Genomic DNA, 25,846 nt, shown 5'->3' with positions numbered 1-25,846 from the left:
ATCGATCCGAAAGGGAGAAGGTGGAGCGATGGCGAAGCAGAAGATCGGCTGGGGACAGGTACGCGCCTGGCTCGGCGAGGTGATCGGCCCCGATGGCGGCTATCTGCGGCTCGCGATGGTCTATGGCATCGCGATCAGCCTGCTCTCTCTGGCGACGCCGATCTCGGTGCAGCTGTTGATCAACAGCGTCGCCAAGATCGCGCTGCCGGCGCCGTTGATCACGCTCTCGCTCTTGCTGTTCACGCTATTGCTGATCGTGGTGATCCTCGCCGCGCTGCGCGTCCACATCATGGCGCTGTTCGAGCGGCGGCTGTTCGCGCGGACCATGGCGGAGATCACCATCCGCGCGGTCCACGCCCGCAACCCTTTCTTCGCTGATGCCCGCCGGATCGACCTGTTCAACCGCTATTTCGACCTGATGACGGTGCAGAAGAGCGTGCCGAGCCTCGTCATCGGCGGCTTCACCATCCTGCTGCAATCGGTGGTGGGGCTGGTGGTGACGAGCTTCTACCACCCGTTCTTCCTCGGCTTCAACGTGATCCTGATCGCGCTGGTGTGGCTGATCTGGCAGCTCTGGTCGCCGGGTGCGATCCGCTCGGCGGTCGCACTCAGCCATGCCAAACATGATGCGGCGCGCTGGCTGGAGGGGCTGGGCACCTCGAACGGCTTTTACAAGTCGAGCCGCCATCTCGACTTCGCGATGGATGGCTCCGAGACGATGACCGCCGCCTATGTCGCCGCGCACCGCCGCCACTTCCGCTTCAGCTTCACCCAGACCTGCGCCTATCTGCTCCTCTACGCCACCGCGAGCGCGGCATTGCTGGCGATGGGCGGCTGGCTGATCCTGCAGGGGCAGCTGTCGATCGGCCAACTGGTCGCCGCCGAGCTGATCCTGTCGGGTGTGTTCTACGGGCTCGGCCAACTCGGCACCTATCTCGATGCCTTTTACGACATGGTCGCGGCGGCCGAGGAAGTGTCGCTGCTCTACGCCATCCCGCACGAGACCCACACGCGCAGCAGCGAGGCGCCGGGCAATGGCGAGGTGCGGCTGCGCGAGGTGGAGGCCGGCGACGCGCGCATCGACCTGACCATCCCGGCGGCCAGCCAGCTGGTGGTGGTGGGCGCGCCGACGATGGACAGCCGCCTGGCCATGCTGCTCAAGCGCAACTTGCAGCCGGATCGCGGGCTGGTGATGGTGGGCGGCGTCGATCTGGAGGCGCTCGACGTCTATCGCCTCCGCTCGGACGTGATCGTGCTCGACCGGCCGACCATCGTCGAGATCAGCATCCGCGATTATCTCGGGCTTGCCGGCGCCGGCATCCCGGCGGGCAGGGTGCTCGACGCGCTCGCGCTGGTCGGGCTCGACGCACGTATCGGCCAGCTGCCCGAGGGCATGGAGACGCCCCTTGCCGCCTCGGGCTATCCGCTGTCGATCGGCGAACTGATGGCGCTCAAACTGGCCAATGCGCTGCTCGCACGGCCGAAGGTGCTGCTGCTCGGGCCGCTCTACGATCTGATCCCGCCAACACGATTGACCGCCGCGCTCGATGCGCTGCGCGAGGCAGGTACCACCGTGCTCCTCTTCACCGGGCGGCCCGAGGCGATCCGCCGCGACGGCTATCTCTGGCTGGGCAGGACCGCCCAGGCCCGCTTCGAGATGCTCGACCAGCTCCGTGCCACCCTCACCGCGCAGGAGGCAGGCAATGCCCTTCCGGCCTGACCATATCGGCCATTTCCCGACATTGGCCGCCATGCGCCCGCCGCGCATCGCCCGCGCGATCGCCTGGATGATCGTGATCGCCGTGACGCTGATCGGCGTCACCATGGTCTATGTCCCCTGGGTGCAGACCGCGCCCGGGCGGGGGCAGGTGGTCGCACTCGACCCGCACGATCGCGTCCAGTCGGTCACCGCGCTGGTGCCGGGCCGGGTCGAGCGCTGGTTCGTCACCGACGGCCAGGCGGTAAAGAAGGGCGATCCGATCGCCAAGATCTCGGACAACGATCCCGCTCTGCTCGATCGCCTCGCCGCCGAGCGCGACCAGGTCCATGCCGAAATCGCCTCGCTCGAAAGCGCCCGCGCGGTCGCCTCGATCGACGTCAACCGCGCGCGGACGCTGTTCAACGAGGGGCTGGCGGCGCGCCGTGACTATGAACAGGCGCAGATCCGCGTCGCCGATCAGGGCGCCAAGCTCGCGGAATCGCGGGCCAAGCTCAACCGGATCGAAGTGTCGCTCAACCGCCAGGCGGTGCAGATCGCCCGGGCCCCGCGCGACGGCCGCATCCAGACGCTCAACGCCGCCGCGGCCGCGACGCTGGTCAGCGCCGGCGCCGAGCTCGCCACGCTGGCACCCGAAGGCAGCACCGAGCGCGTCGTCGAGCTGATGGTCGACGGGCGCGACATCGCGCTGGTCCGCCCCGGCCGCCGCGTGCGGCTGGAGTTCGAGGGCTGGCCGGCGATCCAGCTGAGTGGCTGGCCGTCCATGGCCTGGGGGCTGTTCGATGGCCGGGTGCGCTCGGTCGACCCCTCGGCGATGCCCGACGGCCTGTTTCGCGTACTGATCGAGCCGATGCCGGGGACGCTCGCCTGGCCGGGGGACCGCTTCGTCCGCCTCGGCGCCAAGGTGCGCGGCTGGGTGCAGGGCGAGACGGTGCCGGTCGGCTACGAACTCTGGCGCCAGCTCAACGACTTCCCGCTCGAATTCGGCACCGCGTCGGGCAAGGACGAGGAGAAGAGCATGGACGTCTACAAGAAGAAAAAGAAATGATCCGGCTGCTGCTCGCCCTTTGCGCGCTCGCCTGTGCGGTGCCCGCCGCCGCGCAGGGACCGCTCACCCTCGATCAGGTGCTGCGCTCCTCCGCACAGAACGCGCCGCAGATCATCGAGGCGCTGGCCAAACAGCGCCAGGCCGAGGGCAAGGCGCTGAGCGCCGAGGGCGCGTTCGACGTGGTGTTCGACGTCGACGCCCAAGCGCGGCCCTTCGGCTATTATGACGGCTCGGTCGTCGAGGCGAAGGCCAGCCGCGCCTTGGACAATAATGGCGGCGGGCTCCACGCGGGTTACCGCGTCTCGCGGGGCAAGTTCCCGGTCTACGAGGACAAGGCCTACACCAACCAGCTCGGCGAGTTCAAAGTCGGCGCGGTGTTCTCGCTGCTCCGCGACCGGGTGACCGACGAGCGGCGTACCAAGCTGCGCCTCGCCGGCCAGGATGTCGATGTCGCCAGGCTCGAGCGCGAGATGGTGGCGATCGGCGTGCAGCGCCGCGCGATGGGCGCGTATCAGGCCTGGGCGATCGCAGGACTTCGCCTCAAGGCGTATCGCGACCTGCTGACACTGTCCGAGAAGCGGCGGTCACAGCTTGCGCGGCAGGTGCAGCTTGGCGCGCGGCCGCAAATCCTGATCACCGAGAACGACCAGAATCTCGCCCGCAGACGCTCGCTGCTGGCACAGGCCGAGCAGAAGCTGGCGGAGACGGCCAACGCGTTGTCCTTTTTCTGGCGCGACGCGAATGGCGTGCCGTTGGTGCCCGCAGCCGAGCAGCTTCCAGATGGCCTGCCCGAACTGGCGATTGCGCCGCGCAAGGCGGGGCCAATCCTCCGGCCCGACCTGAAGACGGTGCTGGTGCGGATGGACCAGTCGCTGGCACGACTCGATCTCGCCGAGAATGACCTCAAGCCGCGGCTCGATGCCCGCGCGGAGTTGGGCAAGGACGTCGGCGCGATCGGGCTCGGCGGCCCATCGCGCACGCCGGCCGAGGCGATCGTCGGCGTGAAATTCTCGGTGCCGCTTGAACGGCGCAGCGCGCGCGGGCGTATCGCCGAGGCGAAGGCGGAGATCGAGGGCCTGCGCACACGCCACCGCATGCTCGAAGAGCAGATCGCCATCGAGGTGAAGGGCATCGCGATCGGCATCGAAGGCGCCGACAAGGTCGCGGATCTCGCGGGGCAGGAAGCCGAGCTGGCAGGCAAGATGGCCGCCGCCGAGCAGCGCCGCTTCGACATGGGCGCCAGCGACTTCTTCCTGATTAACCAGCGCGAGGAAAGCGCGACCGATGCCCGGCTGCGTGCACTCGACGCGCGCTTCCAGGCGCTGGTGGCACGCGCCGATCTGGCCGCGGCTACGGCGGACCGGGCCGTGCTGGGACTTTGACTATCCCGTGATCTCCTTGGCGATCTGCCGCACCGTTTCCTTGATCACCCCGCCGCGCCCGGCATCGCCCTTGAGCATCGACGACAGGAAGCCCTTGGCCTGTGCCAGGGTGAGGTGCGGCGGGAAGGGGGCGACGTCCGGATCGGTCTTGACCTCCAACACCACCGGGCGATCGGCACGCAGCGCCGCGTCCCAGGCATCGCCCAGCGCGTCGGGCGTGTCGACATGGATGCCCTGCAGCCCGATCAGCTCGGCGAAGCGGGCATAGGGCACGTCGGGGATGTCCTGTGTCGTCGGGAAGCGCGGATTGCCCTCCATCACTCGCTGCTCCCAGGTGACTTCGTTGAGGTCCTGGTTGTTGAACACGCAGACGATGAAGCGCGGATCGGCCCAGCGCTGCCAATATTTGGCGACGGTGATCAGCTCGGCCATGTTGTTCATCTGCATCGCGCCGTCGCCAACCAGTGCGACGACCGGACGATCAGGATGGGCGAACTTGGCGCCGATCGCATAGGGCACCGCCGCGCCCATCGAGGCGAGCCCGCCTGACAGCGACGCACGCTGCCCCGCCTTCACGCGATAGTCGCGCGCGTACCAGTTGGCGCAGGAGCCGGAGTCCGAGGTGACGATGGCGTTCGCAGGCAGGCGCGGCGACATCTCCCACACCACGCGCTGCGGATTCACCGGGTTCGCCTCGGCCATGGCGCGCTCCTCGATCGTCTTCCACCATTTGGTGACTTCGTGCGCGATGCCCTCCTGCCAGCTGCGATCCGCCTTGCGCTGGAGGAGAGGCAGCAGCGCGTCGAGCGTCTCCGCCGCGCCGCCGTGCAAATTGCACTCTACCGGGTAGCGCAGGCCGAGCATCGCCGGGTCGATGTCGATCTGCACCGCGCGGGCCTGGCCTTCCTTGGGCAGGAACTCGGCCCAGGGGAAGCCAGTGCCGATCATCAGCAGCGTGTCGCAGCCCGCCATCATGTCCGAGGAGGGCTTGGTGCCGAGCAGCCCGATCGCGCCGGTGACGAAGGGCAGGTCGTCGGCCAGCACGTCCTTGCCGAGCAGCGCCTTCGCGACGCCTGCGCCGAGCCGATCGGCGATCTCGATCACCTGCGCCTCGGCGCCGCGCGCACCGGCGCCGATCAGGATCGCGACCTTCTGCCCGGAATCGAGAATCTCGGCCGCCTGGGCAAACGCGCTGGCGGGCGGCACCACCTGCGGGCGGACATAGCCGGGGCCGGAGCGGGTGAAGCCGTGCTGGAGCGGTGGATCCTGGTATGGCTCGTCCTGCACGTCCTTGGGCAGAACGATTGCGGTCACGTCGCGATTGGCGATGGCGATGCGGATCGCGCGATCGGTGACATGGCGCAGCTGCGCGGGGGCGGAGACCTCCTGCACATAGCCGCACACGTCCGCGAAGAGCCGGTCGAGATTGAGTTCCTGCTGGTAATTGGCGCCGCGCACGGTGCTCTCGGCTTGGCCGGCGATGGCGAGCAGCGGGACATGATCGAGCTTGGCGTCGTACATGCCGGTGATCAGGTGCGTCGCACCCGGGCCGCCGGTGGAAAGGCAGACGCCGAGTTCGCCGGTGAACTTGGCGTGCGCCGACGCCATGAACGCAGCCATCTCCTCGTGGCGGACCTGGATGAACTCGATGCCGTCGCCTTGGGCCTCGGCGCGCTGCAGCGCCCCGAGCACGCCGTTGATGCCGTCGCCCGAATAGCCATAGATCCGCGTCACGCCCCAGGCCTTGAGCCGCTCCACGAAAAAGTCGCTCGTCTGCTTCGCCATCTGCCGTCTCCAGAAGTCGTTGGGGTAACCGACGGGAAGGGGGTTGGTTCAGAGGACTTTCGATCCTCCCCTGGAGGGGGAGGGGGACCGCCGCCGCAGGCGGTGGTGGAGGGGTGTGCCCGCTGCAGCGATACACACTGTACCCGCGTCGACACCCCTCCGTCGCGCTGCGCGCGCTACCTCCCCTTTCAGGGGAGGATCGGGATGGTCCCGCCGTCAGGGTTGCAGGGGTGGGGCAAAGGCGGGTACCCCTTGGCCCATCTATCCCTTTGAGATTTCAAATGTCGCCCAGCCAGCGCAGCCGTAAGCCCACGCTTCCCCTTTACGCGGGGCTCACCGCCCTGCTGGTGCTGCCGTTCGGCGCCGACACCGTGCTGCCGCTCGGCACGGCGACCTGGGCGGGCTATATCCTGCCGACGGTGATCGCCTACACCGCCGGGCGGCCGGTGGTGCCGCTTGTCGTCGCGGCGCTGGCGACGCTCCTCAACTTCGCCGGGTTCACCTTGGCCCCGCCAGGCGTGGATCCACAGGTGGTGCTGGTCAACCGCGTCTTGGGCACCGCGATCATCTGGATCCTCGCGGGCATCGGCTTCGCCTTCATCCGCAACCGGCTGGCGATCCGGCGCGAGGAATGGCTGCAATCGGGGCAGGTCGGCCTCGCCAAGGCGGTCGCCGGCGAGCTGCCGCTGGAAGATCTCGCCACCGCGGCACTGCGCTTCCTCGCCGACTATACGGGCGCACAGGCGGGCGCAATCTTCGTGCGCGATCCCAGCGGCGGCGGCTTTCGCCGCCGCGGCACCTATGCCGTGCCGGCCGACGCGCCGCTGCCCGAATGGGTGAAGCCGGGCGAGGGGCTGCTGGGCCAGGCGATCGCGGATCGCCGCCAGTTCGTGCTGGAGCAGGTACCGGAGGGCTATCTCTATTACGGCTCTGGCCTTGGCCAGGCACAGCCGCGCACCCTGGTGATCGGTGTCACCGAGGCGGACGGCGAGATCAACGGTGTGCTCGAACTCGGCTTCCCCGGCGCGGTCGATCCGCAGGTGCAGGCGCTGCTGGAGCGGATCGGCGGGCAGCTCGGTGTTTCGATCCGCTCGGGCAAATACCGCGCCCGTCTGCGCGCGCTGCTCGAGGAAACGCAGAAGCAGGCCGAGGAGCTGCAGGTCCAGAGCGAGGAGCTGCGCACCAACAATGACGAGCTGGAGACCCAGAGCCGCCAGCTGCAGGACACTGCCGCCCGGCTGGAGGCGCAGCAGTCCGCGCTTGAGCAGAGCAATGCCGAGCTGGAGGCGCAGACCCGCGCACTGGAGCTGCAGCGCGACGAACTCGCCCGCGCCCAGGGCTCGCTGGAGCAGCAGGCCGCCGATCTGGAGCAGGCCAGCCGCTACAAGTCCGAATTCCTCGCCAATATGAGCCACGAGCTGCGCACGCCGCTCAACTCGCTGCTGATCATGGCGCGGCTGCTGGCGGAGAACCGCGCGGGCAATCTCAGCCCCGACCAGGTCCGCCATGCCGAGACGATCGAGACCTCGGGCAACGATCTGCTCACGCTGATCAACGATATTCTGGATATTTCGAAGATCGAGGCAGGGAAGCTGGAGCTCCAGCCGCGCCGCCTTCGCATCGCGCCGGTGCTCGACAAGCTCAAGGCAGTGTTCGGCGCCTCGGCGTCCGCCAAGGGGCTTGATTTCCGCATCGAGCAGGCGGCGGGCGCACCGGGCGAGATCGAGACCGATCCGCAGCGGCTGGAGCAGGTGCTCAAGAACTTCCTGTCGAACGCGATCAAGTTCACGGCGAAGGGCGAAGTATCGCTCGGCGTATCGCGCCGCCCCGACGGGCGGATCGCGTTCACGGTGCGCGACACCGGTGTCGGCATTCCGTCCGAGCAGCAGCAGGTGATCTTCGAGGCCTTCCGCCAGGCGGACGGTACCGTGAGTCGTAAATACGGCGGCACCGGCCTCGGCCTGTCGATCTCGCGCGAGCTGGCGCGGCTGCTCGGCGGCGAAGTCGCGGTGGAAAGCGAGCCCGGCGCGGGCAGCGCTTTCACGGTAATCCTGCCCGAGGCCTATGATCCCGCGCTGGTCCAGGCGGCCGCGCCGCTGCCGAGCCCCAGCCCGGTGCCGGTGAAGCCGCAGCCCTCCAATCCCAAGCCCGGCCGTCGCCGCAGCGCCGAGCCGACCGAGGACGATCGCGAGAAGTTGTCAGGCGATTCCCGCGTGATCCTGATCGTCGAGGACGATCCCGTCTTTGCGCGCATCCTGTGCGACATCGCGCATGATCTCGGTTTCCAGTGCCTGATCGCCGGCACCGCCGACGAGGGCGCGTTGCTGGCACGGCAATATGTGCCCAACGCGGTGATCCTCGACATGAACCTGCCGGACCATACCGGTCTGTCGGTGCTCGACCGGATCAAGCGCGACGTGCGCACGCGGCACATCCCGGTGCATGTCGTCTCGGTCGACGACGATAGCCAAGCGGCGCTGTCGAGCGGCGCGGTGGGCTATCTGTTCAAGCCGGTGAAGCGCGAGCAGCTGGTCGACATGCTCGAAGGCCTTGAGGCCAAGATGTCGCAGCGCATGCGCCGCGTGCTGGTGGTGGAGGACGATGCCCAGCAGGCGGAGAGCGTCAAGGCGCTGCTCGCCTCGCGCGAGGTGGAGACGGTGCAGGCCCATTCGGCCGCGCAGACCTTCGAGCGGCTCGGCCAGGAGACGTTCGATTGCATGGTGCTCGACCTGAACCTGCCCGACGCTTCGGGCCTCGACCTGCTCGATCGGCTGAGCGAGGACGACAGCGTGGGCTTCCCGCCGGTGATCGTCTATACCGGCCGCGACCTCAGCCAGGACGAGGAGCTGCGGCTCCGCAAATATTCCAAGTCGATCATCGTCAAGGGCGCCAAGTCGCCCGAGCGGCTGCTCGACGAGGTGACACTGTTCCTCCACCAAGTCGTCTCCGAGCTGCCCGAGCCGCAACAGGCGCTGATCGCCAAGGCGCTGGGCCGGGACGCGGCGCTCGAGGGGCGCTCGATCCTCGTGGTCGAGGACGACATCCGGAACGTTTATGCGCTGACGAGCATTTTCGAACCCCATGGAGTTAAGGTTCGCATCGCCCGCAACGGCCGCGAGGCGCTGCATGCGCTCGACGAATGCGCGCGCCATCTCACCGATCCGGTCGATCTTGTGCTGATGGACGTGATGATGCCCGAGATGGACGGCCTCACCGCCACGCGCGAAATCCGCAAGCAGCCCTGGGGCAAGACGCTGCCGATCCTGATGCTCACCGCCAAGGCGATGGCGCGCGACCAGCAGGAATGCCTCGACGCCGGCGCCAACGACTATCTCGCCAAGCCGCTCGATATCGACAAGCTGCTCAGCCTGGTGCGGGTGTGGATGCCGCGGTGATCGACGACGTGGTTCCGCCGCATGCGGAGATCGAGCTGGACCTGCTGCTCGAGGCGATCTGGCGGCACTATCAGTACGACTTTCGCGGGTATTCGCGCAGCTCGCTGCACAAGCGGATGGAGCGGGCCTGCCAGCGCTTCGGCTGCGAGGGGTTTTCGCAGCTCCAGCACCGGCTGCTGCGCGAGCCGGCGGTGTTCGCGGAGCTGATGGGTTTCCTGACCATCCAGGTGAGCGAGATGTTCCGCGATCCCGCCTATTTCCGTGCGTTGCGCGAGAAGGTGGTGCCGCACCTGCGCACCTGGCCCTCGCTCAAGGTTTGGATTGCGGGCTGCGCCAATGGCGAGGAATTCTACTCGCTCGCCATCCTCTTCCGCGAGGAGGGGCTGGAGGACCGGACCATCTTCTATTGCACCGATATCAGCCCGGCGGCACTGGCCAAGGCCCAGGCGGGAATTTTCGATCTGGGACGGATTCCGCAATTTACCGAGAATCACCGCCTATCCGGCGGACATAGTTCGCTTTCCGATTACTACACGGCGGCCTATGGTGGCGCGGTGTTCGATAAGAGTCTCCGTGCCCGTGCCGTCTTCGCGGAACATAGCCTTGCCACCGATCAGGTGTTTGCGGAGGCGCATCTGGTGTCGAGCCGCAACGTGCTGATCTATTTCGATCGCGAGTTGCAGGATCGCGCGCTCGGGCTGTTCGGGGACACGCTGGTGCGCGGCGGGTTCCTCGGCCTCGGCGCGCGCGAGACGCTGCGCTTCTCGCGCCATGCCGATGCCTTTGTCGATTTCGATACGGGCGAGCGCCTCTATCGGCGGACCAATGTCGGGCTGCGGACAATGGCCGATGCGTGATCCGGTGAAGGTCCTCGCCGTCGATGACGTGCCCGAAAACCTGGTCGCGCTGGAGGCCCTGCTCGCGGAGCAGGACGGGCTGGAGCTGCTCACCGCGGCCTCGGGCATGGAAGCGCTGGAGCTGCTGCTGGTGCACGACGTCGCGCTGGCGCTGCTCGACGTGCAGATGCCGGGGATGGACGGGTTCGAGCTCGCCGAGCTGATGCGCGGCACCGAACGAACCCGCCGGGTACCGATCATCTTCCTCACCGCGGTCGCCACCGACGAACGCCGCCGCTTCCGCGGCTACGAGACTGGTGCGGTGGATTATCTGCTGAAGCCGGTCGATCCGCAGATCGTGCGCAACAAGGTGGAGATTTTCGTCGAGCTGGCGGCGCAGCGGCAGGAGATTGCCCGCCAGCGCGACCGCCATGCCGCAGCGCTCGCGCGGTTGAAAGCGCATCGCGACAATTCGCCGCTCGCGATCGTTGAGTTCGATGCCGAGCAGCGGATCATCGCCTGGTCCGCCGGGGCCGAGCGGATGTTCGGCTGGCGGGCGGTGGAAGTCTCCGGCCTGCGTCCGTCCGATCTCGAATGGTTGGATGCGGAGCATGCCGCGCGGTTCGACACGATGATCGGCGGCATGATCGCCGGCGAGCATATCCGCGACATGCGGCCGCTGCGGATGCGCACGTCGGTGGGCGTGACGCTCGACTGCGAAGTCTATGGCTCGGCGCTGCTCGGGACCGATGGATCCCTGCTCTCGGTCAACACCCAGATCCTCGACGTCACCGATCGGGTACGCGCCGAGGAGACCCAGCGGCTGCTGATCGGCGAACTGAACCACCGCGTGAAGAATACGCTGGCTTCGGTGCAGGCGATTGCGACCCAGACGCTGCGCCATTCCGCCGGTCCCTCGGACTTCGCGCCGACCTTTATCGGCCGCATCCATGCCCTGGCGCGCGCCCACTCGCTGCTCAGCAGCACAACCTGGCAGGGCGCCAGCCTGCAGGAGCTGGTCGAGGGCCAGCTGCAGACCGGCACGATCGATCCGGAACGGTTTGATACCGGTGGGCCGATGGTAGAGCTGGCACCCGAGCCGGCGCTGCACTTGGCACTGGTCCTCCACGAACTGGCGACCAATGCGCACAAATATGGCGCGCTGTCGGTCCCCGAAGGGCGGGTGGGGCTGCACTGGGGCGTTCGAAATGGGATGCTCGAACTCGATTGGGAGGAGAGCGGTGGCCCCACTGCGGCACCGCCGACGCGGCGTGGCTTCGGCACCGCTCTGATCGAACGCAGCCTGAAAGCCGAGGGCGGCAGCGCGGTACCCCGCTACGGCGAGGGTGGCGTCGCCTGGAAGCTGTCGATCCCCTATGCCAGCGCGGTGCGACTGCGCGAGGAGCCGCGCGCTGCACGTCGGATGATCCCGGTGCTGCCGGCGGGCGGCGGCGCGGCGCTGGTCGGCAAGCGGATGCTGATCGTCGAAGACGAGCCGCTGGTCGCACTCGAACTCGCCACGATCCTAGGAGATGCCGGTATGGTCGTGGCGGGCGTCGTCGCCACGGCGGGGGATGCGATGGCAGCAATCGACAAAATGCCGATGGATGCGGTGCTTCTGGACGGCAATCTGCAGGGCGCGCTGGTCGACGATGTGGCGGCGTCGCTTATCGATCGCGATATCCCGTTCCTGTTCGTCAGCGGCTATGGCCGGGATCATCTTCCGATAGGGCTCGATGCGGTGACGGTGATCGAGAAGCCGTTCGATGCCCGGACGATCGCTGCGGCGCTCCACCAGTTGCTGGTGCGCGCCGCACTGACCGACCCGGGCTAAGCCGAATCGCGGACGATCAGCTCGGGTAGCATGGCCACCGAGCCGACATTTTGTCCGGCGATCCGCGCCAGCAGCAACTCCACCAGCAGGTTTGCGCCGTAAACGACGTCCTGGCGGATCGTGGTGAGCGCCGGGGTAGTATAGCCGGCGAGCAGGATGTCGTCATAGCCGATCACGGCCACGTCTTCCGGCACGCGCAGGCCCCGCTCGGCGAGCGCGCGCATCGCGCTCATCGCAATAACGTCGGACGCGGCGAGAATGCCGTCCGGCGCAGGGTGGGCGCCGAGATACGCGGTCATCTCACGATAGGCATCTTCCATGGTCAGATGGATCGGCACCACCGTATCGGTGACCCCCTTTGCCTCGGTGATGGCGCTTTGAAAGCCCTTGTAGCGATCGGAGAATTCAGGTGCCTCCGGATTGCCGAGAAAGGCCAGCCGCTTGCAACCGCGTGCGATCAGATGGCGCGCGGCAAGTTCACCCCCGGTGACGTTGTCGGTACCGACGGTGATCTGGTCCGAGCCCAGCCGTGCGGCGCCCCACACCACCATGCGATCATAACTCCCCGCCACCCGCTCGATCGCCTCCAGCTGGTCCGACTGGCCGATCAGGATGATACCGTCGACGCGACCCGAGGCGATGATGTCGTCCAGCCATCGCGGGCCCTGCGGCACCACCCGCGACAGAAACAGATCATAGCCGCGTTTGCTCAACGCATCGGCGAGGCCGCCCAGCAGCCCCATGAAAAAGGGATCGGACAGCGATTGATCGACTTCATGGCCCAGCGGCACCACCACCCCGATCGCCCCGGTACGCTGCTTGCGCAAGGCGCTGGCCGTTTGGTTGAGGCGGAAACCATGTTCCTGTGCGAGGGCAACAATGCGTTCGCGGGTCCCCCGGGCCACGCGCGGATGGTTGGAAAGCGCCCTGGAGGCAGTCGAAACCGACACGCCTGCTATCTTCGCCAGTTCGACCAAGCCCACTGACTTCAACTGTCCCGCCCCCCAACGTGTTATTCTGTCAGCGCTGACAGTATCGCGTCCTAATCGTTTTGGGAAACCTTAACATTGGTAAATGGTGGTTCGGACCAACCATCGCTGCCATTTTCGATCCGTCCGGCAAGACGCCGGCGGTAACCGGGCACCGCGGGATCGGTGAAGACGAGGTCGTACCAGCCACCGGTAACCGTTAGCGCTACCTTGGTTTCTCCCGCGCGGACGGGGCGCAGGCTGGCGTGCCGCGGCCAGTCCGACCTGAGCCCTTGCGGCGCGGTAATGGTCAGCGACGGGGCGGGCCCCCGCCGCTGCTGCCAGCGCACTGCGCCGGCATGGAGACCGCCCCGGCCGGCAAAATGGCGGTGAAAGCCGTTGGGGCCGAGCAGCCAAAGATCGTAGCGCCCGGCCGAATCGAGTGGCCATTCGGCGTCGATCGTGCCGCCCCGCTTCAGCGTGTAGCGGCGCGGTACCGCGTCGAGATCCAACTGATCATAGACATGCACCACCGCGGGGGCGCCGGCGCATTCGAAGCGCAGCGCGATCCGGCTCGAATCGAGCGCAGCTTCGCTGACCTCCAGCGCATAGGGGAGCGCGCGGGCGCGGCGGATGCCCGGCTCCTGCGCCGGCGCCTCGCCGGCAGCGACGGGCGCGCTGGGCTCGGGCTGGCTGGGCAGCGCGGCTGCGCGGGTGGCGAGATCGCGCGGATCGGGCAGCGACGGTGCCACCTTGCGGTTGGGGCTGCGGAAGTCGAAGGCGCTGGTCAGATCGCCGCACACCGCACGTCGCCATGCGGAGATATTCGGCTCCTGCACTCCGAACCGCGCCTCCAGGAAGCGGATGACCGAGGTGTGATCAAAGACTTGCGAGTTCACCCAGCCGCCGCGGCTCCAGGGCGAGACGACATAGCAGGGCACGCGCGGCCCGAGGCCATAGGGGCGGCCGATCAGTTCGGGCCGCTCGGCCTTGTCGTCGGCCACGCTGGGGATCTGATGATAGTCGTTCGACGCGTCGACTTGCGAGGCGCCCAGGAAGCCGCCGACCATCGCCGGATCGCGCGACGGCGGGCAGGGCGGTGGCGCGTGGTCGAAAAAGCCGTCATTCTCGTCGAAATTGACGATCAGCACGGTGCGTGCCCAGACCTCCGGATTGGCAGTGAGCGCGTCGATCACCGCCGCGGTATAGGCCGCGCCCTGGGCCGGGCTGGAGGGGGCAGGGTGCTCGCTCCCCTTGGCGTCGGCGATGATCCACGAGACCTGGGGCAGCTTGTTCGCGAGCACGTCTGCGCGCAGCTGATCCAGCCCATGGGTGATCAGTGCACGGTCGTACAGCGGCGAGCCCGGCTGCGCCTCGCGATAGGCGGCGAAGCCGACCAGGGGGTTGTCGGTGAAATTGTCCGCCATGTCCTGGTAGACGCGCCAGTCGATGCCGGCTGCCTGGAGCCGCTCGGGATAGGTCGTCCAACGATAGGAGTCGGGATGGCCGCCATTGGTCGCCAGCTCATCGTGCGAATTGCCGATCGACGGGCCCCCCAGCATCCCGCTGGGATCGTTGGTACCGGTCCACAGGAACAGGCGGTTGGTGTTGGTGCCGGTATGCACCGCGCAGTGATAGGCGTCGCAGAGCGTGAAGCTCTCGGCGAGCGCGAACTGGAACTCCAGGTCTTCGCGGGTGAAATAGCCCATCGCGCGATCGGTTTTGGCGGCCGCCCAGCGCTGCATCCGGCCCTGATTCCAGGCGGCCTGCGCATCGGGCCAGCTGTGCGGCGTGCTCGCCACCCGCATCAGCTCGAAATGCTCCCTGGTCGAGAGGTGGAAGGGCGCGACCAGCCGGCCGTCGGCGGCTTCCTGCGCGAACACGCTGCGACCGCCCGGCAGCGGCACGGTGAGCGGGTCGCCGAAGCCGCGGACGCCCTTCATCGTGCCGAAGTAATGGTCGAAGCTGCGGTTCTCCTGCATCAGGATCACGACATGCGCGACATCGGCGATGGTGCCGCTGCGGACATCCGCCGGGATCGCCGCAGCCCTCGCGATCGAAGCGGGAAGCGCCGATGCCACTGCCGCCTGCGCGCCGTACGACAGGAACCGCCGCCGTGTCGTGCCCCCATCCGTCATCGTGTCCGCAACTCCCACGTCACCCAACCCTGTCTCCGGGCGGGTGCAGCAGCCGGATGACGAATTGATGACGGTTGTTAGGCGGTTGGCAGGAAAAGATCGTCCAGTGCCCGATCGTGCGTGTCGGTCTCGTAGCCATGCGCCGCGCGCCAGCCGGCGTCGAAGCAGGTTGAGCCATAGCGGCGGCCGTCGTCGCACAACAGTGTGACGATCGAGCCCGTTTCACCGGCGGCGCGCATCTCGCGGATCAACGTCGCGCAGGACCAGATATTGGTGCCGGTCGAGACGCCGCAGGGGCGGCCGAGCACCCGGCTGATCCGCAGGGCCCCCGCGAGGCTCGCCGCGTCGGGCACGGTGATCATGCGATCGATCACGTCCGGCAGGAAGGACGGCTCAAGCTGCAGCCGCCCGATTCCCTCGACGCAGGACGGCGCGCCGTCGACGGTGGTGACGTTGCGGTCGACATAATGGCGGTGGAACACTGATGCCTCGGGATCGGCGACGCACAGCCGCGTCTCCAGCCGGCGATAGCGCAGATAGCGGCCGATCGTCGCCGAAGTGCCGCCGGTCCCGGCACCGCAGACGATGTGGGTGGGGACGGGATGGTCTTCCTGCGCCATCTGCTCGAAGATCGATTGCGCGATATTGTTGTTGCCGCGCCAGTCGGTCGCGCGCTCGGCATAGGTGAACTGATCCATGAAATGGCCGCCCAATTCGGTGGCGAGCCGCTGCGCCTCGCTGCGGACCGAGCGGGGGTCGACAACTTCATGGCAGCGGCCGCCATGGAACTCGATCGCCTCGATCTTTTCGGGCGAGGTGCCGCGCGGTAGCACTGCGACGAAGGGCAGCCCGATCATCCTGGCGAAATAGGCTTCGGAGACGGCGGTCGAACCGCTCGACGCCTCGACGATCGTCGTCTTGGGGCCGATCCAGCCGTTGCACAGCGCGTAGAGGAACAGCGAGCGGCCCAGCCGGTGCTTGAGGCTGCCGGTGGGGTGGCTTGACTCATCCTTCAGATACAGCGTGATGCCCGGTGCGCCGGGAAGCTCGACGCGAACCAGATGGGTGTCGGCGGAGCGATTGAACTCGGCGTCGATGGTGCGGACGGCATCGTCGACCCACGCGCGTTCGCAGCGGATGGGGCGGGGCAGGGCAGCGGCGGTCATGATAGGTGCCTTTAACGGCTGGACCGCACAGGCGTCGACCCCGGAAAGCGCTTCTTGCTAGGCATCTTGATCTGTCTGGATTCGGGGGCCTGACAGTATTGGCTGTTATGGGGCACGATCGTTTCCGACAGCGTGGATACTGCGGAAGAGACACCCAAGTGCCCGGTAGGGGGTGGTCACGGTTGCGTGCGTCAAGGAGTTCGCTTTTTAAGAATGGTGCGCAATAGGGAACGTCTACCCCCCGCACCTTTCAGCTCGCGACTGCGCAGGTCGCGAATGCGCCGCGGCTAACCTTCATGCCTACTGCTAGTCATTAGCAGATAACAGGGTTGGATGCGTTGTGGCGACGCCAGGGAAGCTACCCGGCACCCTCAACCACCGATTTCGGTTCGCGGCGCAATAAGACGCAATTGGGGTACACCGAGCCCGTGCCGCGAAGGAACCGACCGCCGCCGCGCCCTGCGGTTTCGACCAAACTGGCCTAACCCACGTCAGGGCCGAGAAAAATTGCAACCCGCGCTCGCCCCGGTGGTTACGTTCTGCACCTCCCCCAAGTGCAGGAGACTGGATCATGGCCACCCCGCCGAACGATCCCGAGGTGCGCGACGAACAACGCGACCCCGGTTCGACCGAGACCAACCCCGCCGCCACGTCGACCCCGGCACCCGCCGAGGGCGACGACGATCTTCCCCCGAAGCTGCCCGGTTCGCCGCAGGGCTGAACCGCCAACGGAGGCATTATGGCCGACACAATGAACCGCGCGTCGCAGGACGACGCGCCGCTGAGTACTGCCAACAACGAACGCCAGGCGATCGACCAGGCAACCGACAGGCTGATCGTCCAGCGCGGCGACAAGCTCGTCGCGCGTGCGGTGACGATCAATCGCCCGCGCGCCGAGCTCTACGCCTTCTGGCGCGATTTCAGCAATCTGCCGCCGATCCTCGATAATGTCGTGCGGATCGACGTGCTCGACAGCGAGCGTAGCCACTGGGTGGTGAAATCCCCCGGCGGCGGCACGGTCGAGTGGGATTCGCGGATCACCGAGGATCGCGAGGGCGAGCTGATCGCCTGGGCGTCCGAGGAAGGTGCCGACATCCCGAACAGCGGCCGCATCGAGTTTCGCGACGCCGGGGCCCGCGGCACCGTGGTCGTCGCGACGATCAACTACGAGCAGCCCTTCGGCACCTTGGGCCGCGTACTCTCCCGCATCTTCCAGCGCGAACCGAAGATGCAGGCGCAGCGCGACCTGCGCCGCTTCAAGCAACTCATGGAAACCGGCGAGATCGCAACCTCGTCCCGCACCAAGCAACAGCTCGAGGAGGAGCGGAACTGATGCGCGCACTCACATGGCACGGCAAGCACGACGTCCGCGTGGACTCGGTGCCCGATCCCGAGATCCTCAACCCGCGCGACGCGATCATCAAGATCACCTCGACCGCGATCTGCGGTTCCGACCTCCACCTCTATGACGGCTTCATCCCGACGATGATGGCCGGAGATATCCTCGGCCATGAATTCATGGGCGAAGTGGTGGAGACCGGTCCCAAATCGACGCTCAAAAAGGGCCAGCGCGTGGTGGTGCCGTTCACCATCTCCTGCGGCTCGTGCTACCATTGCGGCAAGCACCAATATTCCGCCTGCGAGAACGGGCTGCCTGCCGACAATCAGGACCTCGGTCAGGAAATGTACGGCCAGCCGATGGGCGCGCTGTTTGGCTACAGCCATCTCACCGGCGGCCATGCCGGCGGCCAGGCCGAATATGTCCGCGTGCCGTTCAGCGACGTCGGCCCGATCGTGATCCCGGACGGGATTGAGGACGACAAGGTGCTGTTCCTCTCCGACATCCTGCCCACCGGCTGGATGGCGGCGGAGAATGCCGAGATCGAGCCGGGCGATACTGTCGCGGTGTGGGGCTGCGGGCCGGTTGGGCTGTTCGCGGTGCAGTCGGCGTTCCTGATGGGCGCCGAGCGCGTCATCGCGATCGACCATTTCCCGCGGCGCCTCGAACTCGCTCGCCGTTTCGGCGCTGAGACGATCAACTTCGAGGAAACCGACACGGCTGCGGCCTTGTTCGAGATGACCGGCGGCATCGGCCCGGATGCGGTGATCGACAGCGTCGGCTTGGAGGCGCACGGCTTCTTCGTCGACAATGTGCTCGACCAGATCAAGAAGTCGACCTTCCTCGGCACCGATCGCATCCACTCGATCCGTCAGGCGATCCTTGCCTGCCGCAAGGGCGGGCGCGTCTCTATGCCGGCGGTCTATGGCGGCTTCGTCGACAAGTTCCCGCTCGGCGCGCTGATGGAGAAGGGGCTGACGCTCAAGACGGGCCAGACCCATGTCCAGCACTATATGCCCGCGCTGCTCAACGCGATCATGGAAGAGAAGATCGATACGACCTTCCTGATCAGCCACACGCTGCCGCTGGAGCAGGCGCCGCAGGGCTACAAGATGTTCCACGACAACCAGAACGAAGTGACCAAGGTCGTGCTAAAGCCCGGCATGGCGCTGGCAGCCGAATAAGGAGGCACGGAAAATGGCAGACAAATTTGCAATCGTGACCGGTGCCTCGAGCGGCATCGGCCTGGAACTGGCGCGGCTCGCGGCGCGCGACGGCTATGACTTGCTGGTGGTGGCGGACACCCCGCTGGTCGATGCTGCGGCCGCGCTGAAGGGCGAGGGCGTCGACGTGCAGTCGGTCGAGACCGACCTGTCGACCATCGAAGGCGTCGACCGGCTGCTGTCGGCGGCCGGCGGCCGGCGGGTCGACCTGCTCTGCGCCAATGCCGGCCACGGCCTGGGCGGCGGCTTCCTCGATCAGGACGTCGCCGAGTGGCGACATGTGATCGACACCAACATTACCGGCACCGCCTATCTGCTGCAGAAAGTGCTCCGCCAGATGCGCGATGCGGGCGAGGGCAAGGTGCTGATTACAGGCTCGATCGCGGGCTGGATCCCGGGCAGCTTCCAGGCGGTGTATAACGGCTCCAAGGCGTTCGTGGACAATTTCGCGGCGGCGATCCGCAACGAGCTCAAGGAGGTGAAGGGCATCACCATCACCACCTTGCTGCCGGGGCCGGTCGAGACCGAGTTCTTCGAGCGCGCCGGCATGATGGACACCAAGGTCGGCCAGAGCGAGAGCAAGTCCGATCCCGCCGATGTCGCCAAAGATGGTTGGACCGCTCTCATGAAGGGGACGGACAATATCGTCTCCGGCCTGTCCAACAAGCTGCAGGTCGCGGGTGCCGGCGTGCTGCCGCAATCGGTGACTGCCGAGCAGCATCGCAAGATCGCCGAGCCCGGCAGCGGCGAATGAGGAAGTAGGCCGGGCAGTTGCCAGCCCGGCCCCGATGATGCCATGGCATCCCGCTCAAATCGGGAGAGGGATGCCATGCGTCTTAGGTCGCTATTGTTCGTGCCCGGCGATCGGCCGGAGCGCTTTGCCAAGGCGGCGGTGAGCGGGGCCGATGCGCTGATCCTCGATCTCGAGGATTCGGTACTGGCCGAGCGCAAGGACTTCGCCCGCGACGCCATCGCCGAATGGCTGGGCGACATGCCCGACACACGCTGCTTCGTTCGCGTCAATCCGCTCGGCACCCCCGCGATCGCAGACGATCTCGCCGCCGTCGCGACATGCCGTCCCGCGGGGCTGGTGCTCCCCAAGGCCGATGGCGCCGCCGCGATCCGTACCCTGGTGGCGCTGGTCGCCCAGGCCGGGGCCGCATGCCCGCCGATCCTCCCCATCGCCACCGAAACGCCTGCCGCGCTATTCCACCTCGGAAGCTATGGCGAGGTCGCGGCGCATCTTGCCGGGCTCACTTGGGGGGCGGAGGACCTGCCGGCGGCGATCGGCGCGGCCAGCGCGCGGGAGGAAGACGGCGGCTACACCGCGCCCTTCGCGATGGTACGATCGCTGGCGCTGTTCGCTGCCCATGCCGCGGGCGTCGCGGCGATCGAGACCGTCTATCCCGACATTGCCGATATCGACGGGCTATCGGCCTATGTCGCGCGGGGGCGTCGCGACGGGTTTACCGGCATGATGGCGATCCACCCGGCGCAGATCGAAGCCATCCATGCCGGTTTCACCCCCAGTGCGGCGGAGATCGCCGCGGCCGAGGAAATCGTCCAGGCGTTCCTCGCCCATCCCGACGCCGGGGCGATGCGGCTGAACGGACGGATGATCGACCGCCCCCATCTCGAACAGGCACGACGCTTGTTAGCGCGCGCGGAATAACCTGCCCCTCGTACCAACGCCGATGTAACCCGTTTCAGTCCAACAGATTGGTGCGGTGCAATAGCCTTTGCAAACGTGTTGCACTAATGAAAGCTAATTACATCCTGTAACCTCGAAAACACACCACCGCACAAAATCAAACCTGTCCGACAACTTTGTGTTTCCAACGTTGACAATGTTGTGACCGATGGTAGCGATACCGTCGTTGCGAAAGCATCGGGGCGTTCGCAACAAAAACGGTTTCCGACGATCAACGTCGGCAGAGGAGGGGACATGAAAAGCGTATCGCGTTCGACTATGTGGTCGCGCTCGGCTTCCATGGTGGCAGTGGCTGCTTGCATGGTATTGCCAACGATTGCACATGCGCAGGCCGACAACGTTGCCAACGCTGCAGCGCCACAAGAAGGCGGGCAGGGCGAAGAAATCGTCGTCACCGGTATTCGCGCCTCGCTGGAGCGGTCGATCGCGATCAAGCGGGAAGCACCGGGTATCGTCGACGCGATCTCGGCGGAAGACATCGGCAAGTTCCCGGATACCAACCTTGCGGAATCGCTGCAGCGTATTCCGGGCGTGTCGATCAACCGTACGAACGGTGAAGGCTCGCAGGTCACAGTCCGCGGCTTCGGTCCGCAGTACAACCTCGTCACGCTGAACGGCCGCCAGCTCGCCTCCGCCGCGATCTCGGTGGTCGGCGGCGACCAGAACGCCGATGGCGCGCAGGGCACCACCCGCTCGTTCGACTTCTCGAACCTCGCGACGGAAGGCGTCCGCACGCTCGAAGTGTACAAGACCGGCCGCGCTGCGGTGCCGTCGGGTGGCATCGGCGCGACGATCAACGTCGTCACCCGCCGCCCGCTCGACAGCGGCAGCAAGCCCGGCTTCAACGGCAGCGTCGGCGCCAAGGCGGTGTACGACACCAGCGTCGATGGCTGCCTCGATTGCGGCGCCAAGGTTACCCCGGAATTTTCGGGTGTGGTCGGCTGGAGCGACGCGGACCAGCGCTTCGGCGTCGAGCTGTTCGGCAGCTATCAGAAGCGTAACTTCACCTCGATCGCGGCGACCTCGAACGACTGGAACATCGTTCCGTACAGCAGCTTCGTCACCGGTGGCTTCACCCGCAACAACACGGTGTGCCCGGCCAGCCAGACGACGCTCAGCGCGAACTGCACGATCGTCAAGGGCGTACCCAGCAATGCCAACCAGCTGGTCGCGATCCCCAACGACAGCCGCTATCACTATGCCGAGGGCAGCCGCGAGCGCATCAACGGCCAGGCCGTGGTGCAGTTCAAGCCGACCGACGCGCTGACGCTGACCGCCGACGCACTCTATGCGCAGAACCGCCAGCGCGAGACCCGCTCGGACCTGTCCAACTGGTTCAGCCGTCCCTTCGACGAAGTGCATTTCGACGGCAACACCACGGTCGCCACCGCCAACTATCTCCACGAGACGATCAACGGCTTCAAGGACGAGGGCTTCGAAGCGCAGTCGCGCGCGCAGAAGAATCGTCTCACCGACTTCGGTCTCAACGCCGACTGGCAGCTTGCCAGCAACCTGAATCTGCGCCTCGACGGGCACATCTCCAAGTCGTCGAGCCTGCCGGACAATCCCAACGGCGTCAGCTCCACGCTGGTCGGCATGGGCGCCAACGTGGTTGCCGCCCACTCGGTCGACTATAGCGGCGCGGGTATTCCGAAGCAGGACATCACGCTGGGGTCGGTGCCGCTCGATCTCAACTCGTTCGGCAGCCAGATCGGCCGCACCAACAAGTCGACCCAGGAGCAGCTGGTCCGCGAGGCGCGTGCCGATTTCGGCTGGGATCTCGGCGGCGACAGCAAGTTCGAATTCGGTGCGAACTATCGCAAGACCGACATGCGCCAGACCTTCGTCAGCACCCAGCAGACGCTGGGCGACTGGGGCATCGCCAATCCGGGCGACGTCCAGCGGCTGGCGCCCGGCCTGGTCCAGTCGTTCTGCCTCGAGTGCAAGTTCGACAAATATGATCCGGGCTCGGATGCGGATTCGAAGGTGGCTTTCCGCGGCGATGCTGCAAAGCTCTATCCGATCCTGTCCTCCTATTATGCCGGCCGTGGCAATTCGATCGGCATCACCGGCAACAACAACAACCGGGTCAAGGAAGACATCTGGGCCGCCTATGGCCAGCTGACCTGGAAGGGCGAGGTCGGCAGCGCGCCGGCGCGCCTGGTCGCCGGCATCCGCTACGAGCACACCAAGTCGCGCTCGATCTCGCAGGTGGCTATCCCGTCGGCAGTGGACTGGGTATCTGATAACGACTTCACGGTGGTGGTCTCGCTCGCCAACACCAGCCAGTTCGACGAATCTCACTCCTATGACAACATCCTGCCGCAGGTCGACTTCCAGGTCGAACTGCAGCGGAACCTGCTCGCCCGCCTGTCGTACAGCAAGACGATTTCGCGACCGAACTACAACAACCTGTTTACCGCAACGACGGTGGGTGGTCCGCCGCGTCCGACCAACAATGGCGGCATCCCCAGCGCGTCTGTGGGCAACGCTGCGCTGTCGCCGCTGATCTCGGACAATTTCGACGCCTCGCTGGAATGGTATTTCAAGCCGGACAGCTATGTCTCGGTCGCCTTCTTCGACAAGCGGGTGCACAACTTCGTCGGCAACGGCCAGTTCACCTCTCCGCTGTTCGGCCTGCGCGATCCGAGCTCGGGTGCGGCGGGCAGCCGGTCGGGCCAGGCGAAGGCAGCGCTCAACGGGCTGGGTGCGGATATCAGCGACGTAAACCTGTTCGTGATGTCCTCGCTGATCGCCAACCGCGGTTCGGTCGCGGCGGCAACCACCGAGTTCCAGGCGAACTACAACAACTCGACCCGCGCGCTCGACGATAATTACGTCAAGGCGATCAACAACCAGTACGATCTGCGCGGCAACGCCGCCGACCCGCTGTACCAGTTCCAGGTGACACAGCCGATCAACAACAAGGACGCCGAGATCTACGGCGTAGAGTTGGCCGGCCAGTATTTCCTCGGCAATACCGGCTTCGGTGTCGCTGCGGCGTATACGCTGGTGCGCGGCGACGTGGGCTTCAACCTGGGCGCCGATCCGGGCCAGGACCAGTTCGCGCTGCTCGGTCTGAGCGACACGTTCAGCACCACGCTGATCTACGACAAGAACGGCATCTCGGCGCGTCTCGCCTATAACTGGCGCGACAAATATCTGTCGGGCATCAACCGCCAGGGCTCGCGCAACCCCGAGTTCACCGCGCCCTTCGGTCAGCTCGACATGAACGTGAGCTACGAGATCACGCCGCAGGTCGCGTTGTCGCTGGAAGGCATCAACCTGACCAAGGCGAGCGTGCGGACCTATGCTCGCGACATCAGCGAGCTGTGGTTTGCGCAGGAACTCGATCGCCGCTTCCTTGCAGGCGTGCGCTTCAAGTTCTGAGCTACCGCGCAACCGCGCGTGTGGAGAGGGGAGGGTCGCTGCCGGGGGCAGCGGCCCTTTCCGCTTTCACGGGCGAATGCGGGAGGTTGAGGGGGCCGCGGCTTTGCGCCATGGTTCCGCCGAACCGGGCGCGATGCCCGGCAACATGGATGTGTTTCGAATGACGAACCCGGTCGCGCTGGACAATGTCCTCCACCATGACCTGCGCGTCGCCTTCCGCCACGGCGCGGAATTTGGTGATGCCGCCAACCAGATCCTCATCTTCCCCACCGAGTTCGAGGCCGTGCAGCGCGAATTTCCGATCCTGTTCCGCGAGACGGAAGGCGAGGGGCTGCAGGCGGTGGCGCTCACCGGCTTGGACGCGGACGGGAATCTGTTCTTCGACGGCGAACGCTGGACCAGCCGCTACGTCCCCGCGCTGCAACAGCGCGGTCCCTTTTCGATCGGCATCCCAGGCGATGGCCTTGATCCCGACGAGGGACCGACGGTGCATGTCGATCTCGATGATGCCCGCGTCGGCACTTCAGAAGGCGAACTGCTGTTCCTGCCGCAGGGCGGCGCCAGCCGCCATCTGGAGCATGTCTCGCGCGTGCTGGGGCGTATCCATGGCGGGATCGGCGCCGCTGCGCCGGTTTATGCGCTGTTCCAAGAGGCCGGCCTGCTCGAGACCAACGTCATCGAAGTCACGCTGCATGACGAGCAGCGCTACCGGATCGACGGCTTCCAGATGCTGTCGCACGATCGGCTTGCGGCGTTGGCGCCGGATGCGATCGAACGGCTGCACCGCGCCAATGTATTGGGTCTCGCCTATCTTGTCGCGGCCTCGCTGGGGAACATCAGTGCGCTGATCGAGCGCAAGAATGCGGGTACGCTGCGGTGAACGTTCTGGCGGGAACGGCGCCCGCGGTGCGGGTCGTGGAGGGCATCGCCCCCGATGCGATCCCGTTCGACCAGTTCATGGCGGAGCAGGCGCCGGTGATCCTCAAGGGGATTGCCGCCGACTGGCCGTTGGTCCGCGCCGGCCGGGCCTCCGCCGGTGCCGCAATCGATCTGCTGCAGCGCTTCGACTCCGGTCGCCCGGTGGTGACCTTTACCGGCGCGCCGGAGATCCATGGGCGGTTTTTCTATGACGAGACCGTCACCGGCCTCAACTTCACCGGTCGCCGTGAGCCGTTGACGCCGTTGCTCGACGCGATGCGTTCGACCAACGGTGATCCGGATGCACCGAGCGTCTATGTCGGCTCCACCGATCTCGACGAATATCTGCCAGGCTTCCGGGGCGAGAACGACCTGGTGCTCGATCATCCGATGTTCGCCCAGCATCTGGCGAGCATCTGGATCGGCAACCGCACCACCGCGACCTGCCATTACGACATGTCGCATAATTTGGCGGTATGCGCGGTCGGCCGGCGGCGGTTCACGCTGTTTCCGCCTGATCAAATTGCCAATCTCTATCCGGGCCCGCTCGAGCCGACGCCGGGTGGGCAAGTGGTCAGCATGGTTGATTTCGCCGCCCCCGATTTTGAGCGGCATCCGGGCTTTCGGGCCGCGATGGCGACCGCGCAGGTGGCGGAAATGGACGCGGGCGACCTGCTTTTCTATCCGGCGATGTGGTGGCACCATGTCGAGGCACTGGCACCGTTCAACGTGCTGATTAACTATTGGTGGAACGCCAGCCCGGCGTGGCTCGACACGCCCCAGCTTACCCTGCTTCACGGCCTGCTCAGCCTGCGCGATCGCCCTGAGCCCGAGAAACAGGCCTGGAAGGCATTGTTCGACTATTATGTGTTCGGCGATCCGAAGCGACCCCCTGCGCACCTCCCCGAAGCGGCGCGCGGGCCGCTGGCACCGATCGATGCCATGGCCGCCCGGCGGCTGCGCGCGCAGTTGCTGCACCGCCTCAATCGCTGACAT

The 25,846-nt window shown here is 66.5% G+C and carries 18 protein-coding genes; 14 read left to right on the top strand and 4 right to left on the bottom strand.

The genetic code is table 11. From position 1 onward, the window contains the following. Nucleotides 1-28 precede the first annotated feature (28 nt). The 3 genes from RT655_RS04830 to RT655_RS04820 are packed head-to-tail and all read left to right on the top strand — an operon-like array spanning nucleotide 29 to nucleotide 4,147. Nucleotides 29-1,720 (top strand): ABC transporter ATP-binding protein, encoded by a 1,692-nt coding sequence (locus RT655_RS04830; RefSeq protein ID WP_313535261.1) that lies wholly within the window; start codon nucleotides 29-31, stop codon nucleotides 1,718-1,720. Further along, on the top strand, nucleotides 1,704-2,765 hold the full coding sequence (locus tag RT655_RS04825; protein ID WP_313535260.1) for an HlyD family efflux transporter periplasmic adaptor subunit: 1,062 nt from the start codon (nucleotides 1,704-1,706) through the stop codon (nucleotides 2,763-2,765). Before RT655_RS04830 ends, RT655_RS04825 begins: the two co-directional genes overlap by 17 nt. Further along, nucleotides 2,762-4,147: a TolC family protein gene (locus RT655_RS04820; RefSeq protein WP_313535259.1), complete on the top strand. Its 1,386-nt coding sequence runs from the start codon at nucleotides 2,762-2,764 to the stop codon at nucleotides 4,145-4,147. Before RT655_RS04825 ends, RT655_RS04820 begins: the two co-directional genes overlap by 4 nt. Here the strand turns inward: RT655_RS04820 and RT655_RS04815 are convergent, their stop codons facing one another. Further along, nucleotides 4,148-5,932 carry a thiamine pyrophosphate-requiring protein gene (locus tag RT655_RS04815; RefSeq protein ID WP_313535258.1) on the bottom strand — a complete coding sequence of 595 codons (1,785 nt, stop codon included), beginning with the start codon at nucleotides 5,930-5,932 and terminating at the stop codon, nucleotides 4,148-4,150. A 281-nt stretch (nucleotides 5,933-6,213) separates the two neighbouring features. On the opposite strand from RT655_RS04815, the gene RT655_RS04810 reads away from it, so the two are divergent. The 3 genes from RT655_RS04810 to RT655_RS04800 are packed head-to-tail and all read left to right on the top strand — an operon-like array spanning nucleotide 6,214 to nucleotide 11,997. Then, nucleotides 6,214-9,327, top strand: coding sequence for a response regulator (locus RT655_RS04810; protein ID WP_313535257.1), 3,114 nt, complete (start codon nucleotides 6,214-6,216; stop codon nucleotides 9,325-9,327). After that, nucleotides 9,312-10,184 carry a CheR family methyltransferase gene (locus RT655_RS04805; protein ID WP_313535256.1) on the top strand — a complete coding sequence of 291 codons (873 nt, stop codon included), beginning with the start codon at nucleotides 9,312-9,314 and terminating at the stop codon, nucleotides 10,182-10,184. Before RT655_RS04810 ends, RT655_RS04805 begins: the two co-directional genes overlap by 16 nt. After that, a complete protein-coding gene (locus RT655_RS04800; protein WP_313536908.1) occupies nucleotides 10,177-11,997 on the top strand; it encodes a response regulator in 1,821 nt (606 codons plus the stop codon). The genes RT655_RS04805 and RT655_RS04800 overlap by 8 nt, the downstream gene beginning before the upstream one ends. Here RT655_RS04800 and RT655_RS04795 read toward each other — a convergent pair. The 3 genes from RT655_RS04795 to RT655_RS04785 form a co-directional block, all read right to left on the bottom strand. Then, a complete protein-coding gene (locus RT655_RS04795) occupies nucleotides 11,994-12,980 on the bottom strand; it encodes a LacI family DNA-binding transcriptional regulator (RefSeq protein WP_313536907.1) in 987 nt (328 codons plus the stop codon). The two genes, RT655_RS04800 and RT655_RS04795, sit on opposite strands and share 4 nt — an antisense overlap. 59 nt (nucleotides 12,981-13,039) lie before the next feature. Further along, a complete protein-coding gene (locus tag RT655_RS04790) occupies nucleotides 13,040-15,103 on the bottom strand; it encodes a phosphocholine-specific phospholipase C (protein WP_313535255.1) in 2,064 nt (687 codons plus the stop codon). Between the two features lie 77 nt (nucleotides 15,104-15,180). After that, entirely contained in the window at nucleotides 15,181-16,269 is a 1,089-nt protein-coding gene (locus RT655_RS04785) for a PLP-dependent cysteine synthase family protein (protein WP_313535254.1), read from the bottom strand. A 571-nt stretch (nucleotides 16,270-16,840) separates the two neighbouring features. Here RT655_RS04785 and RT655_RS04780 point away from each other — a divergent pair. From RT655_RS04780 to RT655_RS04745, 8 genes are all read left to right on the top strand, one after another. After that, entirely contained in the window at nucleotides 16,841-16,990 is a 150-nt protein-coding gene (locus RT655_RS04780; RefSeq protein ID WP_164521791.1) for a hypothetical protein, read from the top strand. Nucleotides 16,991-17,008: 18 nt separating this feature from the next. Then, nucleotides 17,009-17,602 (top strand): SRPBCC family protein, encoded by a 594-nt coding sequence (locus RT655_RS04775; protein ID WP_313535253.1) that lies wholly within the window; start codon nucleotides 17,009-17,011, stop codon nucleotides 17,600-17,602. After that, nucleotides 17,602-18,792, top strand: a complete 1,191-nt coding sequence (locus tag RT655_RS04770; protein WP_313535252.1) for a zinc-dependent alcohol dehydrogenase — start codon at nucleotides 17,602-17,604, stop codon at nucleotides 18,790-18,792. Before RT655_RS04775 ends, RT655_RS04770 begins: the two co-directional genes overlap by 1 nt. Before the next feature lie 13 nt (nucleotides 18,793-18,805). Beyond that, complete coding sequence (locus RT655_RS04765; protein WP_313535251.1) at nucleotides 18,806-19,585, top strand: SDR family NAD(P)-dependent oxidoreductase; 780 nt, start codon at nucleotides 18,806-18,808, stop codon at nucleotides 19,583-19,585. 75 nt (nucleotides 19,586-19,660) lie between these two features. After that, nucleotides 19,661-20,503, top strand: a complete 843-nt coding sequence (locus RT655_RS04760; protein ID WP_313535250.1) for a CoA ester lyase — start codon at nucleotides 19,661-19,663, stop codon at nucleotides 20,501-20,503. A 273-nt stretch (nucleotides 20,504-20,776) separates the two neighbouring features. Beyond that, nucleotides 20,777-23,932 carry a TonB-dependent receptor gene (locus RT655_RS04755; protein WP_313535249.1) on the top strand — a complete coding sequence of 1,052 codons (3,156 nt, stop codon included), beginning with the start codon at nucleotides 20,777-20,779 and terminating at the stop codon, nucleotides 23,930-23,932. Nucleotides 23,933-24,092: 160 nt separating this feature from the next. Continuing rightward, complete coding sequence (locus tag RT655_RS04750) at nucleotides 24,093-24,812, top strand: SapC family protein (protein WP_313535248.1); 720 nt, start codon at nucleotides 24,093-24,095, stop codon at nucleotides 24,810-24,812. Nucleotides 24,813-24,817: 5 nt separating this feature from the next. After that, nucleotides 24,818-25,843 (top strand): cupin-like domain-containing protein, encoded by a 1,026-nt coding sequence (locus RT655_RS04745; protein WP_409530260.1) that lies wholly within the window; start codon nucleotides 24,818-24,820, stop codon nucleotides 25,841-25,843. Nucleotides 25,844-25,846 lie beyond the last annotated feature (3 nt).

Origin of the sequence: Sphingomonas sp. (genome assembly GCF_032114135.1) — a bacterium.
GTDB lineage: Bacteria > Pseudomonadota > Alphaproteobacteria > Sphingomonadales > Sphingomonadaceae > Sphingomonas.
Note: the sequence above shows the minus strand (reverse complement) of the source record. Positions and strands in the feature narration are given on the sequence as shown.